The sequence below is a fragment of the Edaphobacter sp. FHG110511_03 genome, from assembly GCF_059115365.1.
This window is the reverse complement of record NZ_JBZYWL010000001.1, coordinates 972,316-989,937: the sequence shown is the minus strand read 5'-3', so window position 1 is coordinate 989,937 and position 17,622 is coordinate 972,316. Positions and strand designations below refer to the sequence as shown.

Genomic DNA, 17,622 nt, shown 5'->3' with positions numbered 1-17,622 from the left:
CTTGATGGAGCTGCCGAGGTCCTTGATGGCCTCCCAGGCGATACTTACTTTACGCGAGGTCTTGTCTAATCAAGCCTTCGGAACGGGTCGCGTCAGGTCGTTCATACCTGCCTGGGCTCTCTTGTGCCATTCTTCCGAGGTCGAGAGGGGACCTAGGGCTTGGAGATGGGCTTCTTCGGAGATGCGAACGCTTCCAACCCATCGACTAAGGATGTTCGAAAGACGTTGTTTGATGTGCTCATAATTCCACTCCGATCTGAGTTTCGACACCCCCTGCTCTATCGTTATAGTATTCCGACGATCAATGATATTCAGTTCGGCGGCCTTTAAAAATGGGCGCGTATGGCTGTCAAATACGATGAGGAGGGTGCCTTGGATGCTGGCCATCGCCTGGATGCTCACGTAGTGGCCGATCTTCTTGAACCGGCAAATCGTGTTTTTCGAGTACCGCTTCTGCCGGTGTAGACGCGATTTTAAGCAACTACGAATTAGCGCTGGATTTGTCAGCAAGGCCGGTGGATTCCGCCTGCTCCTGAGCGTGATAGCTCGAGCGCACCAGCGGACCCGACTCCACGTGCCGGAAGCCCATGCCCAGGGCTTCGTGCTTGAGGAAGGCAAACTCGTCCGGCGTGTAGTAACGCGTCATCGGGAGGTGGTCCCGCGAGGGCCGCAGATACTGCCCGATGGTGAGGATGTCGACGCGGCGGTCGGCGAGGTCGCGGAAGACCGCAAGAAGCTCGTGCATCTCCTCGCCCATGCCGACGATAATGCCGGTCTTGGTGACAATCTCCTCACCGCTTTCGGCTGCAATCTCTTTCGCGTGTTCGAGGAATCGGAGCGAGCGTTCATAGCGTCCGCCCGACTTCGCTACACGATACAGCCGGGGCACGGTCTCGATGTTATGGTTCAAAATCTCCGGACGCGCCGCTACAACCAGCCGCAGAGAGGCTTCATTACCCTGAAAATCGGGAGTAAGAATCTCGACGCGGCAGCCTGGGGCCTGTATCCGAATCTCTTCGACCACTTTGACGAACGCCTGCGCTGCGCCCACGTTATCGTCGTCGCGGTTCACACTAGTGATCACAGCGTGATTCAAGCCAAGCTGCGCAACCGCATACGCGACCCGGCGCGGCTCGTCGAGGTCGATGGGCTCCGGCTTCCCCTTCGGGACCGCGCAGAAGCCGCAGCGGCGCGTGCACAGGTTGCCCAGCATCATGAACGTCGCGGCCTTCTGGTTCCAGCACTCGCCGATGTTGGGGCAGTGGGCGCTCTCGCAGACGGTGTGAAGATTCAGATCGCGCGCCATCTTCTTCAGATTGTGAAAGGTCTCCCCCATGGGAGCCTTCGCCTTCAGCCATGCCGGCTTGGGCGCGGGCTTCTTCGGCGTCAGTTCAATCTGGACCAGCTCGGAGACAGGCGTCATCGCTTCTTTAGTGTATCAACTAGCTGGTTGTCAGTTCTTTCTCCGCCTCGAGCCGCGCCTTCCTGAGCGCCTCCACCGGATCCCCTTCGGGATAGAACTCCATCGCGATCATGCCCTTGTAGTCCAAGGCCTTCAGCTTCCTGTAGATGTTCGCGTAGGCCATCTCGCCCGTGCCGGGATCGCTTCGCTTGGGCACATCGGCCACATGTACCAGCGCCACCTGGTCAAACACCTTTTCGAGCTTCTCGATCACATTCCCACGCGTGCGCTGCTCATGATAGAAGTCGTAGAGCACTCGGATCCGCGAACTTCCTACGGTACGGGTAATCGTTGCCGCCTCCTCCACTCCGTCCATCCAGTAGGTGGGGTTTTCGAGGTGATCGATCGGTTCCAGCAACGCCTCCATTCCTTCGGCTTCCAGCACTTCGGCTACGCGCTTCAAGGTGGCAATCGAAGCTGTTCGCTGCCCCTCGTCTCCCACTGCAGGCAGTATCTTGCCCGACATCAGAATCAGCCGCGTGCATTTCACCTGTTTCGCGGCGACGATCAGTTTTTTAAGCTCCGCGATGTAAGCGTCCCCGCTCGCGGGATCGGCAAAGCCCAGCTTCATTCCCGTTGTCGCATCGACCGTGATTCCGAGAGCTGCCATCTTTGCCATGTAGCGTTCGCGATCCGCATCCGTCCATTGCCAGAACTCGCCGATCAACTCGATGTGCCGGTAACCCGCTTTCGCCACGGTCTCAAGGTTCTGCTCGAAGCTGGCCCGTTTCCGCAGGACCCAGATCATCACCGAGAAGCGTTGCGTTAAATTGTTGGAGACCTGAGCCTGACTGTTAGAAGGCTGCGCCAGCCCCTCAGCTGATGCAAGCGGTATAAAGAGCGTGGACGAAACCAGTCTTCCGAATACTCTGCGATTCATGATTCAGCTTTCCTCCGGGCGTACCCAGCCTAATCGAAGATCACAGTCTTGTTGAGATAAGAGAGAATTCTTCGGTCCAGATGCCAGCGCACGGCCCGCGAAAGCACCAAGCGCTCGAGATCGCGGCCGCGGGCGATGAGGTCCGGCACCTGATCGCGATGAGAGATGCGCGCTACATCCTGCTCGATGATCGGGCCGTCGTCGAGTTCGGCGGTGACGTAGTGGCTGGTCGCTCCGATCAGCTTCACCCCGCGACGAAAGGCGGCGTGATAGGGCCGCGCTCCCACGAACGCGGGAAGAAAGGAGTGATGCACATTGATGATGCCGAATGGATATCGCTCGACGAAGCCTGGGGTCAGAATCTGCATATAGCGAGCCAGCACGATCAGTTCGACACCGGCTTGCTCCAGCAGGCGCATCTGCCTCGCTTCCGCCTCTACGCGATTCGCCGCGGTGGACTCGATGACATGGAAGTCAATTCCGTAAAAGCGCGCCAGCGACTCGCCTTCGGTGTGATTGCTGATGATCAACGGGATGTCGCAGGCAAACTCGCCAAGCTGGTGACGATGCAAAAGATCCGCCAAGCAATGCAGATGCTGGGAGACGAAGATGGCAATGCGTGGACGCTCCGTGGTCAGCCTGAGTTGCCACGCCATGTGGAAGCGTTCGGCAATCGGTTGGAAGGAAGTGCGAAAACCGGGGAGATCGAAATCGTCCAGGAGCCACTCCACGCGCATGAAGAAGAGGCCTTCTTCGTGGTCCTGGTGCTGGTCGGCATGGATGATATTTGCGCCGAAGCGGTAGAGTTCGCCCGAGACAGTAGCGACCAGACCCCTTTGATCTGGACAGGTAATCAATAAAACTGCGGTTTCGATCATCGTTTCGTTCTCAATCGTCAATGTAGTTGTACACGCCGAGAACGAAAAAGCTATCTCAATCTGTCGCGCACGGAGCTCCGCACGAGATAAAGAAAAAAGACCAACACCAGCAAAGCGCGAATGAGAAAGAATCCTGCCTTCGTCTTCTCGAAGAAGAAGAAATCGCCCGAGCTGAGCAGAAGCGTCCCCGCCGTCACAATCGCCCATCCCCACTTCTTCAGCCGCAGCAGGCCGAAGATGCCCACCGCGAGCAACGTGCAGATGCCGAGTACGCTGTACTTCGCAGCGTTGGTTCCAAAGGCTCCGCGTAGCGCGGCAAAGGCGTTCAGGACGGTCATAAAAATCATGAACATCGAGATACCTGCGATACCGGGCAACATGCCACCGGCGCGTGCCTCCAGCCGCCTGATCTCCCTGGCCCTTTGTTCGTCGATCTGGTTTTCGTCGCTCATAACGTATGCAGGTACGCTAACAGGTCGTCAAGATCCTGCTGATCGATGACATTGGCCTGCGCGGGCATCATATTCCTTCCACGAAGAATCGTCGCCGAGACTCGCTCATCGGTCGCCGCGGCGCCGCTGGGCAGATACTGCTTCTTGAAGATGCCGCGCATGGCTGGCCCGGTCAGCGGACCGTTGGTACGGTCGCTATGGCAGACCAGGCAGTGTGCCTGGTACACCCCATGCCCCCGCACCTGTTGCGGATTCAACTGCGCCAGAGGAGTGGGCGGAGGAATGGACTTGCAGCCGGCCAGCGTACCCGCCAGCATCAACAGAAAACAGATTCGCTTCATTGCTTCTATTCTCTCACTCTAGCCTCGGACGGACTGCACCAGCAGCAGCGTCGCGATTCCCATGAGCCCAAGATAGACATAGCGAAGAAAGCTGTCGCCATGCAGGCGATGGTTCACTACCCTGCCCAGCCAGATGGCAGGCCACAGAATAGGAAGGCACAACAGAAAGTAGTGCGTGACCATGCGGGTCCACAGGCCGGAGGCCCAGTAGCCGGCCATTCCGACGAGGCTCGCGGGCAGAAAGTATCCCTGCAGCGTCGCCCGAAAGTGCTGCGCCGACCACCGCCGCATGGCTCCATAGATGACCAGCGGCGGCCCATTCATTCCGTACGCTCCGCCCAATACACCGGCACAGATTCCGCAGCCGACCAGCCAGCCGGGATTGTCGGTCTTCAGCTCCGGCGGTCTGCGGCCGATCAGCGAATACAGCGAGAAGGCCAGGATGACGATCGCCAGCGCCACCTTTACGCCCCGCTCATGCGTGCTGGTCAAAAGCAGCAATCCAATCGGAATGCCGAGCAGGGTGGAACCGAAGAGCCATCCGGTACTGCGAAGGTGAATCTTGCGCCAGTCCTGAACGACGACAACCGCCGCAATCGTGATGGAGACCAGGACCGCCAAGGGGGCCGCCACTTTGATAGGAAGATAGAGGGCGAGCAGGGGGACTGCCACCAGGGCTTCCCCAAACCCAAATGCCGAACGGATGAAGGTCGCGAAAAAGATAATCCCGAGGATCTCGACTGTCGTTCCGCTCATGCCTCGCAGCCCCGGCGGCGGATCGCCCACAGGGTCCAAAACCTGATTACCATCTATCTATTTTAAGCCCTGCAAGGGCATAATAATTGATTCTGTTTCAATTACTTACATCAATATTCGCCCCTTCAGTCCCCTGCCTCGATCAAGCCGACAATTTTATCCATGGCGATACGATCGGCGCTCGATCCCGGCGTATGCGGGCTCACCATAATCGAAAAGATCACCGTCTTTCCGCTGGCGCAGTCAACATACCCGCTCAACGCTCGCGCCTCGCTCAGGGTTCCTGTTTTGGCGAAGACATGATCCTTCAGCGGCGCTTTGCCGAACCGCTCCACCAGCGAGCCGTCCTCGCCGCCCACCGGCAGGGTTCGCTTCCAATCCGCAAACCAGGGTTGCGTGCTCGCGAACTGCAGCAGCCGTGCAGTTGCCCGTGGAGCCACAAGGTCATGCCCGCTCAGCCCGGAGCCATCGAAGAAGACAAAATCGTCAGGGTCAAGTCCCGCTCGGCCCGTCAAAAATCCCCGCACCGTTCGCACTCCACTTACGGTCGAGCCATCATTCAGCACAGCAGCCCCCACGTTGTGCAGAAACATCTCTGCGTGGAGGTTCTGACTCACTTTATTCGTAACCACCATGTCCTCGATCAGAGGAGGCGATGTGTGCTGAGCCAGAGCCGTCTCGGTAATGCCCCCGCAGTTGTTCACACATCCAGGCGGTGCAGTCATCGGAGAATACGTCCTGGTCCAGTCGATTGCCAGAAGCGGCTCGTGCGAGGCCTGGAGGAATCCCCTTGCATCATTCGAGATGCGATGTTTTCCGCGCGCCTCCCCAGTCACCAGGATTCCGCGCGCCTCCAGCATTGTCTTGAACGCCGACGCTGCATACTCAGCCGGATCATGAATGGCGATCTGCTCTTCGTCCGGATGCGCCTCCACCGCAATCGAGCCGTAGATGCGAAGCACCTTCGATCCCATGGCACGTTCTATCTGTACATGAGTTCCACTCTTCGCCGGGCCGGTGGTCAAGGAAGTCGCATCCACGGTGTAGTAAGGAGCGATAGGGTCGATCATCACTGCGGCCGGCTTCCCGGGCTCATCCCCGGGCATAACGGTCAATTTGAGCTGGTTGTCGTTGATCGTCAGCGCGGAGACGGGTGCGCCGTATCCCCAGACCGAATCATCGATCGACCAGTCCTGTGGGTAAGGCTCCCATGGATAGAGCGTGTCGTCTCCAACGACATCTCCATTCACGACCTTCAGACCTGTCTTCGCAATCTGATCCGCCAGCTCCTCAAGGTTGCGAAGCGCGGGTGGCCCCGGCGGTGGCTGCTGGCCCGGTGCGACCTGCGGACGAAGAGCCGGAGGAACATAGGGAATCTCGCGCCCCGAGAGATTTGCGTCGCCTGCCCCGACTAACACCACATCGCCCGCAAGCTTTCCTGGCGAGCTGAACGTTCCTCTCGCGACCACCTTCGTCTGGAACGTCGTCTGCGCACCCAAGAGCGCCAGAGCCGTCGCCGTGGTGAACATCTTCGTATTACTTGCCGGCTGAAAGAGCTGGCCTTCGTTCAGCGAGTAGATGGGAGATCCATCCATCGCCGTCACCTTGATCCCCCAATGTGCCCGTGCGACTGCGGGCTCGGCCAGCACAGCCTCGATCTCACGCGCCAGCTTCGAGTCTTCCTTCTCTCGTCCCACCTTAGATGGAACCTCTGCCTTCGTCTTGTGCTTTTGCGCCAGGCCGCTGCTCGGAGACACGAGCGCGAGAGCCGCCAGAACCGCCACACCCCATGCTGTCTTCATATGGGCGAAGTCTAGCATTCCTCATGCTGTTCCCAGCCTCTTTCCTGTCTCGGGCGTCATCCCTCTAGAATCGCTCCATGGCCTTCGCACCACGACCGCTCTATGACTGGAAGTTACGCACCCGCGCTCTTGCGCTTGGGCGGCGCACCTTCATCATGGGCATCCTGAACGTCACGCCGGATTCTTTTTCAGACGGAGGCCACTTCTTCACCCCGGAGCAAGCTCCCCAGCGAGCACTTGACCATGCGATAACCATGCTGGACCAGGGAGCTGACCTTATCGATCTGGGAGGCGAATCCACAAGGCCGGGCTCGACCAGGCTGTCGCCGGACGAAGAGCAGTCCCGCGTTCTCCCGGTCCTCTCTGCCATTCTTCAGGAGCGACCTTCGACAATCATCTCCATCGATACCTTCCATGCCTCGACCGCAGGCTACGCCATCGACGCCGGTGCCGAAGTCGTCAACGACGTGAGCGGACATCTCTGGGATGCGGCCATGTCATACACCTGCGCCCGTTTCGCCTGCGGCGCCGTCCTGATGCACGCACGAGGCACCCCTTCTGAGTGGCGTTCCCTGCCTCCTCTCGCCGACAACGAGGTTGTGCCTCTCATCCTCACGGAGCTTCATGCCCGCGTCGGTGCGGCGGAAGCGTCTGGCATCCTTCGCGATCGCATTGTCATCGACCCCGGATTTGGCTTCGGAAAGCGGCTGGAAGAAAACTACCCCATCCTCGCAGGCCTTGGAGCCTTCCATCGCCTGCGGTTGCCGATCATGGCTGGAGTCTCACGCAAGAGCTTCCTAGCCCGTACTCTTTCGCAGACACCTTCTCTCACCGCGATTTATCGAGGAACTACCCCGCCTGCGAACGCTCGCATTAATGCAACCACTGCCGCGAACGTGGCGGCTATCTTCGCCGGAGCTCATATCCTTCGAGTCCACGATGTGCAGGCTGCCGTGGAAGCTGCCGCCATCACCGACCGTCTTCTTCGCGATCGCCAGTAATCTCAAGGCTGTGAATAATACCCCTGCAGCGTCCGGGCCGTGAGACCCGGCGTGGCCACATGGACATCGACAGAATGGTATTCATCGCGATGCTCGGCCGGAGGTGGATCGTACGTGATCTCGTAGTACGCGGTTGTGTCCACCAGGCAGTGAGCCAGCAGCCCGGTCAGGTCGTTAGAGTTCATCACCAGCCCGCCTGTATGCGCGGCGAACACCTGCAAACCCAGATTTCCCAACACCGCATCCCGGGGCTTCGACAGGCCTTTTATGAAGCTCTCGTAGTACAAGTTGCGGAAGACAGGCTCATCCGCGCCCAGCGGATCGAGCGCGTAGAGCGTAACGCGATTCTGGCGAAGATCCGTAGACAACTGCACAACGCCCGTATAGATCCGCTGCTGTTGCTTGTCGGTCAGCTGGACATTCGGCCCGCTGAGAAGGGGCCAGCCCGGCGAGACCCACAGAATCAACTTGCGGCCCGGCTTACTGCCCTCTCGCGCCGCCAATTGATGTAAGGCATTCAGCGAGAGATTCATCCGCTCGTCGGCACCGTAGAATCCCGTCGAACGCCGAATGGTCCGCAGTCGGACCGTATATTGGTCCAGAGCAGCACTGAGCGCATTGCCGTCTGTGGAAGAGCTCTGCTGGATTTGCGTATCGGTATCCGTCAAAAATGCCAGCGTTGTGGGATAAGGCAAATGCTCCCCATGAGATCGCAGGAACTTCTCGATCTGATCCCGCTCCGTCGCTACGGTGCTATAGGTGGCATTTACGGCATCGATAACCAGCAGAATTTCGACTGGTCCCTGATCGCCTCCGAGCGCCGTAAAGGAGGTCATCTTCTGCGTTGCCTTATTGTCGAAGACCTCGAAGTCCTTCTCCTGAAGTCCACGGACGGGCGCTCCCGATCTCGGCGTGACCACGACATCGAGCGTGATTGCCTTTGAAGGCTCCGCCTTGGAATCGACCTGTTGTGCCTGGATTGGCTGTTGTGCCTGAATTGCCGCGGAAGAGAGAACCATCAGGGACGAGGACAGAGTAACGACGCCGAGCCAGTTTGCCACGAACATAATCACCTCTTGCCAGACGCACGGGGCGTCTTCTACGGACTGATGTTCGACCACTAAGAGTTAGACGAAACGAAAGCTTCACAGGACTCTTATCTTCCGGTACTGGAAGTCCTTACGGCGATGGACTAGATTGGCTTCCATGTCCATCTCACGCAGGCGCCTGCTCGCTGACTCCGCCCTCCTCGCGAGCGCCTCCCTCTTGCCCAGCCCTTTGACTGCCATGCAGACTGGTGCCCCACAAGGAGCACCGGACGCTTATGCCACTCCAAAGCCCGATCTCAACGGTCCGGTACAGCCCACGTGGGAGTCCCTGCGCGACACCTACACGGTTCCGACCTGGTTCAATCAGGCAAAGTTCGGGATCTTCATTCACTGGGGCCTCTATTCCATTCCCGCTCATAGCAGCGAATGGTACGAGCGGCATATGTACAAGGATGCCGATGGCATCAAGTGGCATGCCGAGCACTACGGCCCACAGGATAAATTCGGGTACAAGGACTTTATCCCGCTCTTCAAGCCCGAAAAGTATCACGCCGAGGAGTGGATCACCATCTTCCAGCGTGCGGGCGCTCGTTATGTTGTGCCGGTGGCCGAACACCACGACGGCTTTCCCATGTACCGCTCTGAGCTGACGCCTTGGTGCGCCGGCCGCATGGGTCCGAAGCGTGACCTGACAGGCGAGCTTGCCTCAGCAGCGCACAAACAGAACTTCATCTTCGGGCTCTCTTGCCACAGGATGGAGCACGCCTACTTTGCCTATCCAGCCAAAGGACTCGCCAACGATCAATTCGATCCGAAATATGCCGGCTTCTACGGTCCTCCAATCGACCAGGAGTTCAACAGCGGAAAGAATTCGAAGCCATTTCAACTCGACTGGCTGGCGCGCGTACAGGAGCTCGTCGACAAGTTCTCCCCGCAGATTCTCTACTTCGACAACGGCGTCAACCCGCGGGCTTACGACGAGGTGAAGCTGCGAGCCGCTGCCTACCTGTACAACCGTGCCCGTGAACGCGGCTACCAGACAACGCTCGCCACCAAGGACGATGCCTACCTCTACGCCACCGTGCAGGACTTCGAAGGCTCGCACCATGCGCCGAAGCTACCCTTCGCGGGAGCCTGGCAATGCGACACCCCCATCGGCAACTCATGGGGCTATATCGAAGGACTGAAGGTCGCAAGCGGCCACTCGCTGATCCACCAGATGATGGCCGTGGCCAGCTGCGGCGGCAACCTGCTGCTCAATATCTCCCCTAAGGGCGATGGTTCCATCCCCGACGACCAGCAGGCATCGCTGCATATGCTCGGCGACTGGTTGCAGGAAAACGGCGAGGCCATCTACGGAAGCCGGGCATGGATCACCCCAGGCGAAGGTCCCGGCATTCCGACCGTCCCGAATGGCGACTGGAAAGGCCGCTCCACCGCTATCCTCGACTGGCCCAGTGTCAAGGCGGCAGAACAAAAACTCTATACCGAAGCTGATTTCCGTTTCACAACGAAGGAAGGAAAGCTCTACGCGATCGGCTACCGATATCCTTCCGCCGAGGCGACGATCAAATCGCTCTCCAACTCAAAAGCGAAGGTGGAGCGCGTCTCGCTGGTAGGCAGGCAGGTGAAACCTGTGAAGTTCAAGCAGACATCGGACGGGCTGGTGTGCACGCTGCCCGATCGAACAGCATCGTCAGACCAGCCTTATACCCTGCGGATCGAGGGAACGATGTCGTTAGGACTTTGAGAATCTCACCAGAGCCGCTTCGTCGCCGTAGATCACCTCCAGAAGCTCAGCGGCGAGTTTGTGCAGCGGGCGCAGCAAAGGATTGGCCCCTAATTTGATACCGACCATCACCATCTTCAGCGTCTTCTCGTAGAGCACCCTGGTGCGCTTCTGCCCTGCGCTGCGGTCGTAGACCCAGAAGAGAATCAGTCCCATCTGGTACATCCACAGCAGGCGCGGCAGGTAATGAGTGAGATTGGACGGCAGCTTGACGCCCGAGGTGGCCACGGCTTTCTCAAAAAAACTGAGATCCTGCTGACGGATGGCTGCCGTCTCCTTGCTGAAGGGGGAGAGAGGATGTTCCGGATCTGCATGCGCCGAGAGCGCCCCAAGCAGCTTGCGGTTGGGAGCGAAGACCTCGAACTTGGTAGAGATAATCGCCTGCAGCAGAGAATCAAGGTTCTTGCTCTTCCCCATCTGGGCTTCGATCAGCGGCAACATCTCAGACTGCGAACGCTCATAGAAGGCCATAACAATGGCCTCTTTGGACTCGAAGTAGTAGTAAGCCGCGCCAATCGCAACCCCGGAAGCTGTGGCGATCTCGCGCATCGTCGCACGCTCGAAACCGCGCTCACGGAAGATCTCGAGCGCGGAATCAAGGATACGGGTTCGTGTCTCTTCAGACTTCTTTGTCTTCATGCTTATGGGTTCATACTAACTCTGAGGAGCGGGCCAGCCGGGGCCGGCCACCTCGTCTCCACACGGCTAGAACGAGCAGGTCGAAGGTAAAGATAGTGCCGAGGAGCATGACACCGAACCCCAGCCTGATCAACACCTCGTCAATCATCTGTCTCGTCGTCGCGACATAGTTATTGGTCAAAAGCGTGAGAGCGAGATAACCGGCCGCGACCGTCACCATCCCAATAATCAGGCGGCGATTTATGGGATCGGCGTCTTCGCTGAGTCGCTGCGTTCCAGCAGCTGCGCCTAAACGGTACAACATGCGTGTCAGCAGGAGAGTCATTGCCATCAGAAGCAGCGGATACACCCAGTAGTAGATCGCTGGATTGCCTTTCATGATGCCCTTCCTTTCTGCCCTTCTTGCGGGCATTCCTGTTCAAGCTGTCTGCGGAGGGTGAGGAATTGCCGTCTGGACCAAACGGTGCCGCATCTTCGCGAAGACAAGAATGTTGAAGAAGTGCATACCGCCCAGGATGAGCAGGACGACACCGATCTTTTTGCTCTCCAGCTCGATCGCCTCCCTAAGGGTGAACAGCGGAGCCCGGGTGGTCAAAGCCAGCGCGATATATCCGACATTGATGAGGTAGAAGCCCACAACGAGCAGGTGATTCACAGAGTCGGCCAGGTCTGTATTTCCGTGAAAGGCGTCGACGAGAAAGACCCGTCCATTCTTATGGAGCGTCCGGGCGACCCAAACCGTAAGAGCGATGCTGATCGCGAGATAGATGAAGTAGCATGCCGCAACATTCATTTGCCGTACCTCTCTTTCTTTTTTGAACACATTCAAAATCGTTTACACGTATAGAGATACTTCAGAATCGGGTGGGGTTGCAAACTATTTTGAACATGTTCATAAATATTTGCCTTTGGCGCCGCAAACTACTGGGTGGTTTCCACAGATACCCTGAGACGATTTTGTCCGGAGTGCTATTCTGTGGCGAAGGAAAGACGAAATGTTGAATATCCTCCTCGCCTGCCAGATCGTGACCTTTCTTGTTGTGCTGGTTCTGCTTCTGCGCAGGCAGGCGCCTGCCCCCGAAGATCCGCGTATGAGCCAGCTTCCCGATCAGCTGACCCGGATCGACGCCCGCAGCCAGGCGCTGGACGAACACATTCGCGCCTCGCTGTCGCAGATGCGGAACGACATCGCCTCCGAGGCGCAACGCACCCGCGAGGCCAGTGCCACCGACTTCGGCGCCTTGCGCGGCGAGGTAACGCGTAATATCGCCGAGCTAAGCAAGCTGTTGCAGACTGGGCTGGGCGAGTTCCGCGCCGATAACAAGAGCTCCGACGATCTGCTGCGCAAGGCCGTGCTGGACCAGATGCAGGCACTCTCGCAGCGCGTAAACGCCTTTACGGCCGAAACCAGTCAACAGCACATGGAGCTGCGCGAGACGCTGAACAAGAAACTGAACGACCTGATGCAGAGCAACACGGCGCTCCAGAATCAGCTTCGCGAAGCCGTCGAGCAGCGCCTGAACAAGCTCAACGAGGACAACTCCAAAGAGCTGGAGAAGATGCGTCAGACCGTCGATGAAAAGCTCAACGACACCCTGCAGACCCGCCTGACCGAGAGTTTCGGTCAGGTGACCGACCAGCTCAACAAGGTACATAGCGGTCTGGGCGAGATGACCAAGCTCTCGGACGGCGTCAACGACCTGAGCCGCATCTTCACCAACGTAAAATCGCGCGGAGGCTTTGCCGAGGTCCAGCTCGGCATGCTGCTCGAGCAGATGCTCGCGCCAAGCCAGTTCGTCCGCAACGCCAGGGTGAAGGATGGGTCGCTCGAAGCCGTGGAATTTGCAGTCCGGTTCCCCGGCCAATCCGGCGAAACGCTGCTGCCGATCGACGCCAAGTTTCCCCGTGAGGACTGGGAGCGCCTCGAAGCCGCGTATGAGAGCAACATCCCCGAGCAGATTGCAGCCGCGGGTAAGGCCTTCGAAGCGGCAATCCGCACCGAGGGCGATCGCATCTGCTCCAAGTACATCAATCCGCCGCGAACCACTCCCCACGCCATCATGTTTTTACCCACTGAGGGCCTTTACGCAGAAGTGATGCGCCGGGACGCATTGCAGGCGGAGGTTCAGTCGAAGTGTCGGGTCACCATCGCTGGCCCCAGCACTCTGTCGGCAATCCTCACCAGCTTCCAGATGGGCTTCCACATGCTTGCCATCCAGGAAAAGGGGGACGAGGTCTGGCGGGTTCTGGAAGGCACAAAGAAGGAGTTCGGCAACTTCGAGATCCTGATGACCAAGATGGAATCTCAGGTAGGAACGGTACAAAACACCATTCAGAAACTTGGTGTGCGAACCCGTGCCATCAACAAGACACTTCGCGAGGTCGCCGAGACGGACAAATCGCTCCCCGGCGCGCAGCTGATCGACTTCGACCAGGCTGCCGGGATCACCACCTTCCTTGCAGCCTCCGGCGAGGAGGATTGACAATCCTTTCGCACTCTGATTTTCCTGCAGCCCGGTTTGCTTTACACTCTCCTAGGCCCTCAGTATGCTTGAGATTGGCCTGCGCCGGGATGAACGTCAGCGCATCGCAACGGTTTTGACCCTAAGAGATATACAGGAGAACGACATGGCAGCAGTTGATGAAAAGGTAAAACAGATTATTGTCGAGCAGCTTCAGGTCGACGAGGCCGAAGTCACCCCGGGAGCAAGCTTCCAGGAGGACCTTGGCGCCGACTCTCTCGACGTAGTCGAGCTCGTCATGCAGTTCGAAGAGGCCTTCGACATCCAGATCCCGGATGAAGATGCCGAGAAGATCAAGACCGTCAAAGATGCTACCGACTACATCGAAAAGAATCAGAAGGCGAAGTAATCATGCTTGAGCGTCGTGTCGTTGTAACCGGCCTCGGACTGATCTGCGGGGTCGGCAATACCGCGCCTGAAGTCTGGGACGGCCTTATGGCCGGCAAAAGCGGAATGGGTGAGATCAAAGCTTTCGATCTCACCGGACACCCCGTGCGCTTCGCCGCCGAGGTGAAGGACTTCGACCCACTCAAGTTTGTGGAGAGAAAAGAAGCCCGCAAGATGGGCCGCTTCATCCACTTCGCCCTGGCTGCGTCCGACGAAGCAATGAAGCACTCCGGCCTGACGGTTACCGATGAGATCTCCGATCGCGTCGGCGTCCACATCGGCTCCGGAATCGGAGGCTTCGATGTGATCGAGCGTGAGCACTCGGCCATGCTCGCCGGCGGTCCGCGCAAAATCTCGCCATTCTTCATTCCAGGTTCCATCGTCAACCTAGCCGCAGGCCATGTCTCCATCCGCTTCAAGGCCAGGGGGCCGAATGAGGCTACCGCAACCGCCTGCACCACAAGCGCGCACTCCATCGGCGATGCCTTCCGCATCATCCAGCGCGGCGATGCCGATGTCATGCTGGCCGGTGGAACCGAAGCCGCCATCACGCCCATGGGAGTTGGCGGATTCGCTGCCATGAAGGCGCTCTCCACCCGCAACGACGATCCCACGCACGCCTGCCGTCCCTTCGATAAAGATCGCGACGGCTTCGTCGTTGGCGAAGGCGCGGGAATCCTGATCCTGGAGGAGCTAGAGTTCGCAAAGGCGCGCGGAGCGAAGATTCTCGCCGAAATCATCGGCTACGGCCTTTCCGCCGACGCCTTTCATATGACCGGCATGGCGCCGGAAGGCGAGGGCTGCTATCGCTCCATGAACCACGCTCTCAAGGTCGCTGGCGTCTCCCCGGACCAAATTGACTATGTCAACGCGCATGCCACCTCGACCCCCCTTGGGGATGCCCTGGAATCGAAGGCCATCGAGAATGTCTTTGGTGACCGAGCCAAAAACGGTACTCTGCTGGTCAGCTCAACCAAGTCCATGACCGGGCATCTGCTCGGCGGAGCGGGCGGGCTTGAGGCAGGCATCACCATCATGGCCATGCAGCAGCAGATCGCGCCTCCGACGACGAACCTGGTAGAAGCCGATCCGGAGTGCCGCCTGAACTACGTTCCCAACAAGCCTCTGCCGGCGAAGATCGATTATGCGCTTTCGAACTCCTTTGGATTCGGTGGCACCAATGGATCGCTCGTTTTCAGACGCTGGACCGAATAGATAACAGTAATAGTTACAAATTAAAAGGCACGGTTTATTCCGTGCCTTTTTTCTATTAGCGGTCTCCTCGCTATATAAAGGTAGCGTCTGGAGATACCTATGAAACCTCGATCCCTGCTCATCCTGCTCGTGGCGACGAGCTCACTCGCGATTGCGCATGCCGAAGTTGCCCTGCCGAAGATCTTTTCCAGCCACATGGTGCTGCAACGCGATATGCCGATCCACGTATGGGGAACCGCGTCTCCAGGCGAGCAGGTTGCCGTCTCGTTCCACGACAGCTCCTCCACCACTGCTGCCGACAAGGCAGGACGGTGGAGCGTCTATCTGCCTCCACAGCCCTCCGGTGGACCATTCACCCTTTCCGTACGAGCCTCCAATACGCTGCAACTCGAAGACATCCTCCTCGGCGATCTTTGGTTTGCCTCCGGCCAGTCGAACATGGAGATGCCCTTGGCAGGCTTCCCCGGAGCCGTCATCAAAGACTCCGAAAAGGAGATCGCCGCCGCGAATCATCCCAAGATTCGCCTGTTGCATGCCGATCGCGACAGCTCCAGCTACCCCCTCGAGGACGTCAAGAGCGCAACCGGATGGTCGGCCTGCACGCCAGAGACCGCCCGCACCTTCTCCGCCGCCGCCTACTTCTTTGCTCGCGACCTGCAGCAGCATCAACATGTCGCCATTGGCCTGATCGACTCGACCTGGGGTGGAACCCCGGCCGAGGCGTGGATGAGTCTCAACGGCATCTCCTCCGATGCGTCCTTGATGCCGGTATTCTCCACCCGGGCCAACCGCATGGATCGTGAGAGCTCTGAACTCAGGCTGGAACAGCTCGATAAACAGTCAAAGCTCGAAGGCAAAACTCCCAGGCCTCCCCGTCCCTGGCATCCCGACCCCGCCTCGTGGGAGCCCGCGGGGCTTTTCAACTCCATGGTCGCCCCCTTCATACCCCTCCCCATTCACGGTGTCATCTGGTACCAGGGCGAAAGCAATGCCGGACCAGATACCGCAGGGCTCTATAACCGGCTCTTCACTTCACTCATCAAGGATTGGCGTCGGCAGTGGCATCAGGACGATCTTCCATTCCTCTTCGTGCAGATCTCCGCATACACCAGTGGCCCGCAGGACCAATGGGGACTGTTGCGCGATGCCCAGCGCCGCACCCTCTCCCTGGCCAATACCGGAATGGCCGTCACGATCGACTCCGGCGAAGAGCACAATATTCATCCCGCGAACAAAGAGGTGGTCGGCGAAAGACTATCCCTGCTGGCGCGCAACATCGTTTATGGAGAGCACATCGCTAGCTCCGGTCCACTCTTCCGCTTGGCCTATCCTGAAGGCGGAGCAATGCATGTCTGGTTCTACGACGCCGAAGGCCTCACCGCACATGGTGCGCCAGAGGGCTTCGAAGTGGCAGGAGCCGACGGCGAATTCGTTGCAGCCAAGGCCAAAATCGAAGGGGACACAATTGTTGCCAGCAGCCCCTCGGTTCCGGAGCCACGCTATGTCCGCTACGCCTGGCCGAGCTTCCCCGCTGTAAATCTCTACAACGGAGCAGGTCTGCCTGCGTCCACTTTTACCTCGTACCCTGTGCCATAACGTTAGCTTGTGGAGACGGCGATACCGGTCATCACAATCAACCCGAAGAGCCACCAGCCAAGCACAACCATGGCCGCCTTACCCCGTGAAACCTTTGCGACGATTGCTGTGCCGATCACCAGGAGCACAACCACCCATAGCCCGATCACGTCGAAGAAGCTCAGGATTGTACGCATCCAGGGAGTGGTGTCAGGCATGTAGTACGCAAGATTCGTTCCCACCGGGTTCTGCATGTTGTAACTGTCGGTGTTCACTCCAGCCAGCAGCAGAATGATTGCAAGCAGCCCGCCTATCAACCTGGGCAGCGAAGCGTACATCCAGATCGCGAACATCTGGCTGTACGTAGTGCGCGCGCCAAGGCCAAAGTTGAAGCTGGCCCAATACAACAGTGCGCCGATCGCGACGAAGACCAGGATAAAAATGAATGCCCCATAGCTGGAATATCGATACCCCTTCGCCATGCTCTGCAGCCGCGCCGCTCTCTGTTCCGCAGTCAGGCTATTGAAGGCCTCAGCCTGTTTTGGATTCTGCTGGATCTGATTCTCCGCAACCCGCGCGAAGCCTACCTGCTTGTCAACAACGACCGTGGTGCCGAAGGTGATCAGCAGCGTCAGCACGAACGGCAGCCACCACTTCGCACTGCGTAGAATATCGGTGAAGGTTTTCGACGGCGCTACAAAGACATCGACAACACGTTCTACTTCACTCAGTCCTGTTCCTGCCTGCTCACTCCCGACAACAGCATCGTTCATACGCCACTCTCCTGGTCGCTGCAGCTAAGCAAATTGCGGAAAGATTCGTTGCCAGATTGTAGCCTGCAGGATCACACCTAGAAACAAGATTCTCACTCGCT

Annotated in this window: 18 protein-coding genes; 6 read left to right on the top strand and 12 right to left on the bottom strand. The window is 58.4% G+C overall.

Going from position 1 to position 17,622, the window contains the following annotated elements; genetic code table 11:
• Nucleotides 1-481: 481 nt before the first annotated feature.
• The 7 genes from lipA to dacB form a co-directional block, all read right to left on the bottom strand.
• Nucleotides 482-1,423, bottom strand: coding sequence for a lipoyl synthase (gene lipA, locus AC5S26_RS03955; RefSeq protein WP_494183549.1), 942 nt, complete (start codon nucleotides 1,421-1,423; stop codon nucleotides 482-484).
• A 19-nt stretch (nucleotides 1,424-1,442) separates the two neighbouring features.
• Nucleotides 1,443-2,342, bottom strand: a complete 900-nt coding sequence (locus AC5S26_RS03950) for a TIM barrel protein (protein ID WP_494183548.1) — start codon at nucleotides 2,340-2,342, stop codon at nucleotides 1,443-1,445.
• Between the two features lie 29 nt (nucleotides 2,343-2,371).
• On the bottom strand, nucleotides 2,372-3,220 hold the full coding sequence (gene purU, locus AC5S26_RS03945) for a formyltetrahydrofolate deformylase (RefSeq protein WP_494183547.1): 849 nt from the start codon (nucleotides 3,218-3,220) through the stop codon (nucleotides 2,372-2,374).
• A 50-nt stretch (nucleotides 3,221-3,270) separates the two neighbouring features.
• Nucleotides 3,271-3,672 (bottom strand): hypothetical protein, encoded by a 402-nt coding sequence (locus AC5S26_RS03940; RefSeq protein ID WP_494183546.1) that lies wholly within the window; start codon nucleotides 3,670-3,672, stop codon nucleotides 3,271-3,273.
• The gene (locus AC5S26_RS03935; RefSeq protein ID WP_494183545.1) at nucleotides 3,669-4,013 is read right to left on the bottom strand and encodes a c-type cytochrome; all 345 of its coding nucleotides are present in this window, start codon (nucleotides 4,011-4,013) and stop codon (nucleotides 3,669-3,671) included. The genes AC5S26_RS03940 and AC5S26_RS03935 overlap by 4 nt, the downstream gene beginning before the upstream one ends.
• A gap of 18 nt (nucleotides 4,014-4,031) precedes the next feature.
• Complete coding sequence (locus tag AC5S26_RS03930; protein ID WP_494183544.1) at nucleotides 4,032-4,769, bottom strand: sulfite exporter TauE/SafE family protein; 738 nt, start codon at nucleotides 4,767-4,769, stop codon at nucleotides 4,032-4,034.
• 125 nt (nucleotides 4,770-4,894) lie between these two features.
• Complete coding sequence (gene dacB / locus AC5S26_RS03925; protein WP_494183543.1) at nucleotides 4,895-6,589, bottom strand: D-alanyl-D-alanine carboxypeptidase/D-alanyl-D-alanine endopeptidase; 1,695 nt, start codon at nucleotides 6,587-6,589, stop codon at nucleotides 4,895-4,897.
• A 59-nt stretch (nucleotides 6,590-6,648) separates the two neighbouring features.
• Between dacB and folP the strand changes: the two genes are divergently transcribed.
• Entirely contained in the window at nucleotides 6,649-7,572 is a 924-nt protein-coding gene (gene folP / locus AC5S26_RS03920; protein ID WP_494183542.1) for a dihydropteroate synthase, read from the top strand.
• 2 nt (nucleotides 7,573-7,574) lie between these two features.
• On the opposite strand, the gene AC5S26_RS03915 is transcribed toward folP, so the two are convergent.
• Entirely contained in the window at nucleotides 7,575-8,639 is a 1,065-nt protein-coding gene (locus AC5S26_RS03915; RefSeq protein ID WP_494183541.1) for a VWA domain-containing protein, read from the bottom strand.
• Nucleotides 8,640-8,778: 139 nt separating this feature from the next.
• Here AC5S26_RS03915 and AC5S26_RS03910 point away from each other — a divergent pair, with 139 nt between their 5' ends.
• Nucleotides 8,779-10,371 carry an alpha-L-fucosidase gene (locus AC5S26_RS03910; RefSeq protein ID WP_494183540.1) on the top strand — a complete coding sequence of 531 codons (1,593 nt, stop codon included), beginning with the start codon at nucleotides 8,779-8,781 and terminating at the stop codon, nucleotides 10,369-10,371.
• Here the strand turns inward: AC5S26_RS03910 and AC5S26_RS03905 are convergent.
• The 3 genes from AC5S26_RS03905 to AC5S26_RS03895 are packed head-to-tail and all read right to left on the bottom strand — an operon-like array spanning nucleotide 10,360 to nucleotide 11,842.
• Nucleotides 10,360-11,049 carry a TetR/AcrR family transcriptional regulator gene (locus AC5S26_RS03905; protein WP_494183539.1) on the bottom strand — a complete coding sequence of 230 codons (690 nt, stop codon included), beginning with the start codon at nucleotides 11,047-11,049 and terminating at the stop codon, nucleotides 10,360-10,362. The genes AC5S26_RS03910 and AC5S26_RS03905 overlap by 12 nt on opposite strands.
• A 10-nt stretch (nucleotides 11,050-11,059) precedes the next feature.
• Nucleotides 11,060-11,428: a hypothetical protein gene (locus AC5S26_RS03900; protein WP_494183538.1), complete on the bottom strand. Its 369-nt coding sequence runs from the start codon at nucleotides 11,426-11,428 to the stop codon at nucleotides 11,060-11,062.
• Nucleotides 11,429-11,467: 39 nt separating this feature from the next.
• Entirely contained in the window at nucleotides 11,468-11,842 is a 375-nt protein-coding gene (locus AC5S26_RS03895) for a hypothetical protein (protein ID WP_494183537.1), read from the bottom strand.
• Between the two features lie 202 nt (nucleotides 11,843-12,044).
• Between AC5S26_RS03895 and AC5S26_RS03890 the strand changes: the two genes are divergently transcribed.
• The 4 genes from AC5S26_RS03890 to AC5S26_RS03875 all read left to right on the top strand — a co-directional run bounded on the left by AC5S26_RS03890 (nucleotide 12,045) and on the right by AC5S26_RS03875 (nucleotide 16,769).
• Nucleotides 12,045-13,532, top strand: a complete 1,488-nt coding sequence (locus AC5S26_RS03890; protein WP_494183536.1) for a DNA recombination protein RmuC — start codon at nucleotides 12,045-12,047, stop codon at nucleotides 13,530-13,532.
• Nucleotides 13,533-13,677: 145 nt separating this feature from the next.
• Complete coding sequence (locus tag AC5S26_RS03885) at nucleotides 13,678-13,920, top strand: acyl carrier protein (RefSeq protein WP_026387969.1); 243 nt, start codon at nucleotides 13,678-13,680, stop codon at nucleotides 13,918-13,920.
• Nucleotides 13,921-13,922: 2 nt separating this feature from the next.
• Nucleotides 13,923-15,173: a beta-ketoacyl-ACP synthase II gene (fabF, locus tag AC5S26_RS03880; RefSeq protein ID WP_494183535.1), complete on the top strand. Its 1,251-nt coding sequence runs from the start codon at nucleotides 13,923-13,925 to the stop codon at nucleotides 15,171-15,173.
• A gap of 99 nt (nucleotides 15,174-15,272) precedes the next feature.
• Nucleotides 15,273-16,769, top strand: coding sequence for a sialate O-acetylesterase (locus tag AC5S26_RS03875; protein ID WP_494183534.1), 1,497 nt, complete (start codon nucleotides 15,273-15,275; stop codon nucleotides 16,767-16,769).
• A gap of 2 nt (nucleotides 16,770-16,771) precedes the next feature.
• On the opposite strand, the gene AC5S26_RS03870 is transcribed toward AC5S26_RS03875, so the two are convergent.
• The gene (locus AC5S26_RS03870; RefSeq protein ID WP_494183533.1) at nucleotides 16,772-17,521 is read right to left on the bottom strand and encodes a YIP1 family protein; all 750 of its coding nucleotides are present in this window, start codon (nucleotides 17,519-17,521) and stop codon (nucleotides 16,772-16,774) included.
• Nucleotides 17,522-17,622: the final 101 nt, after the last annotated feature.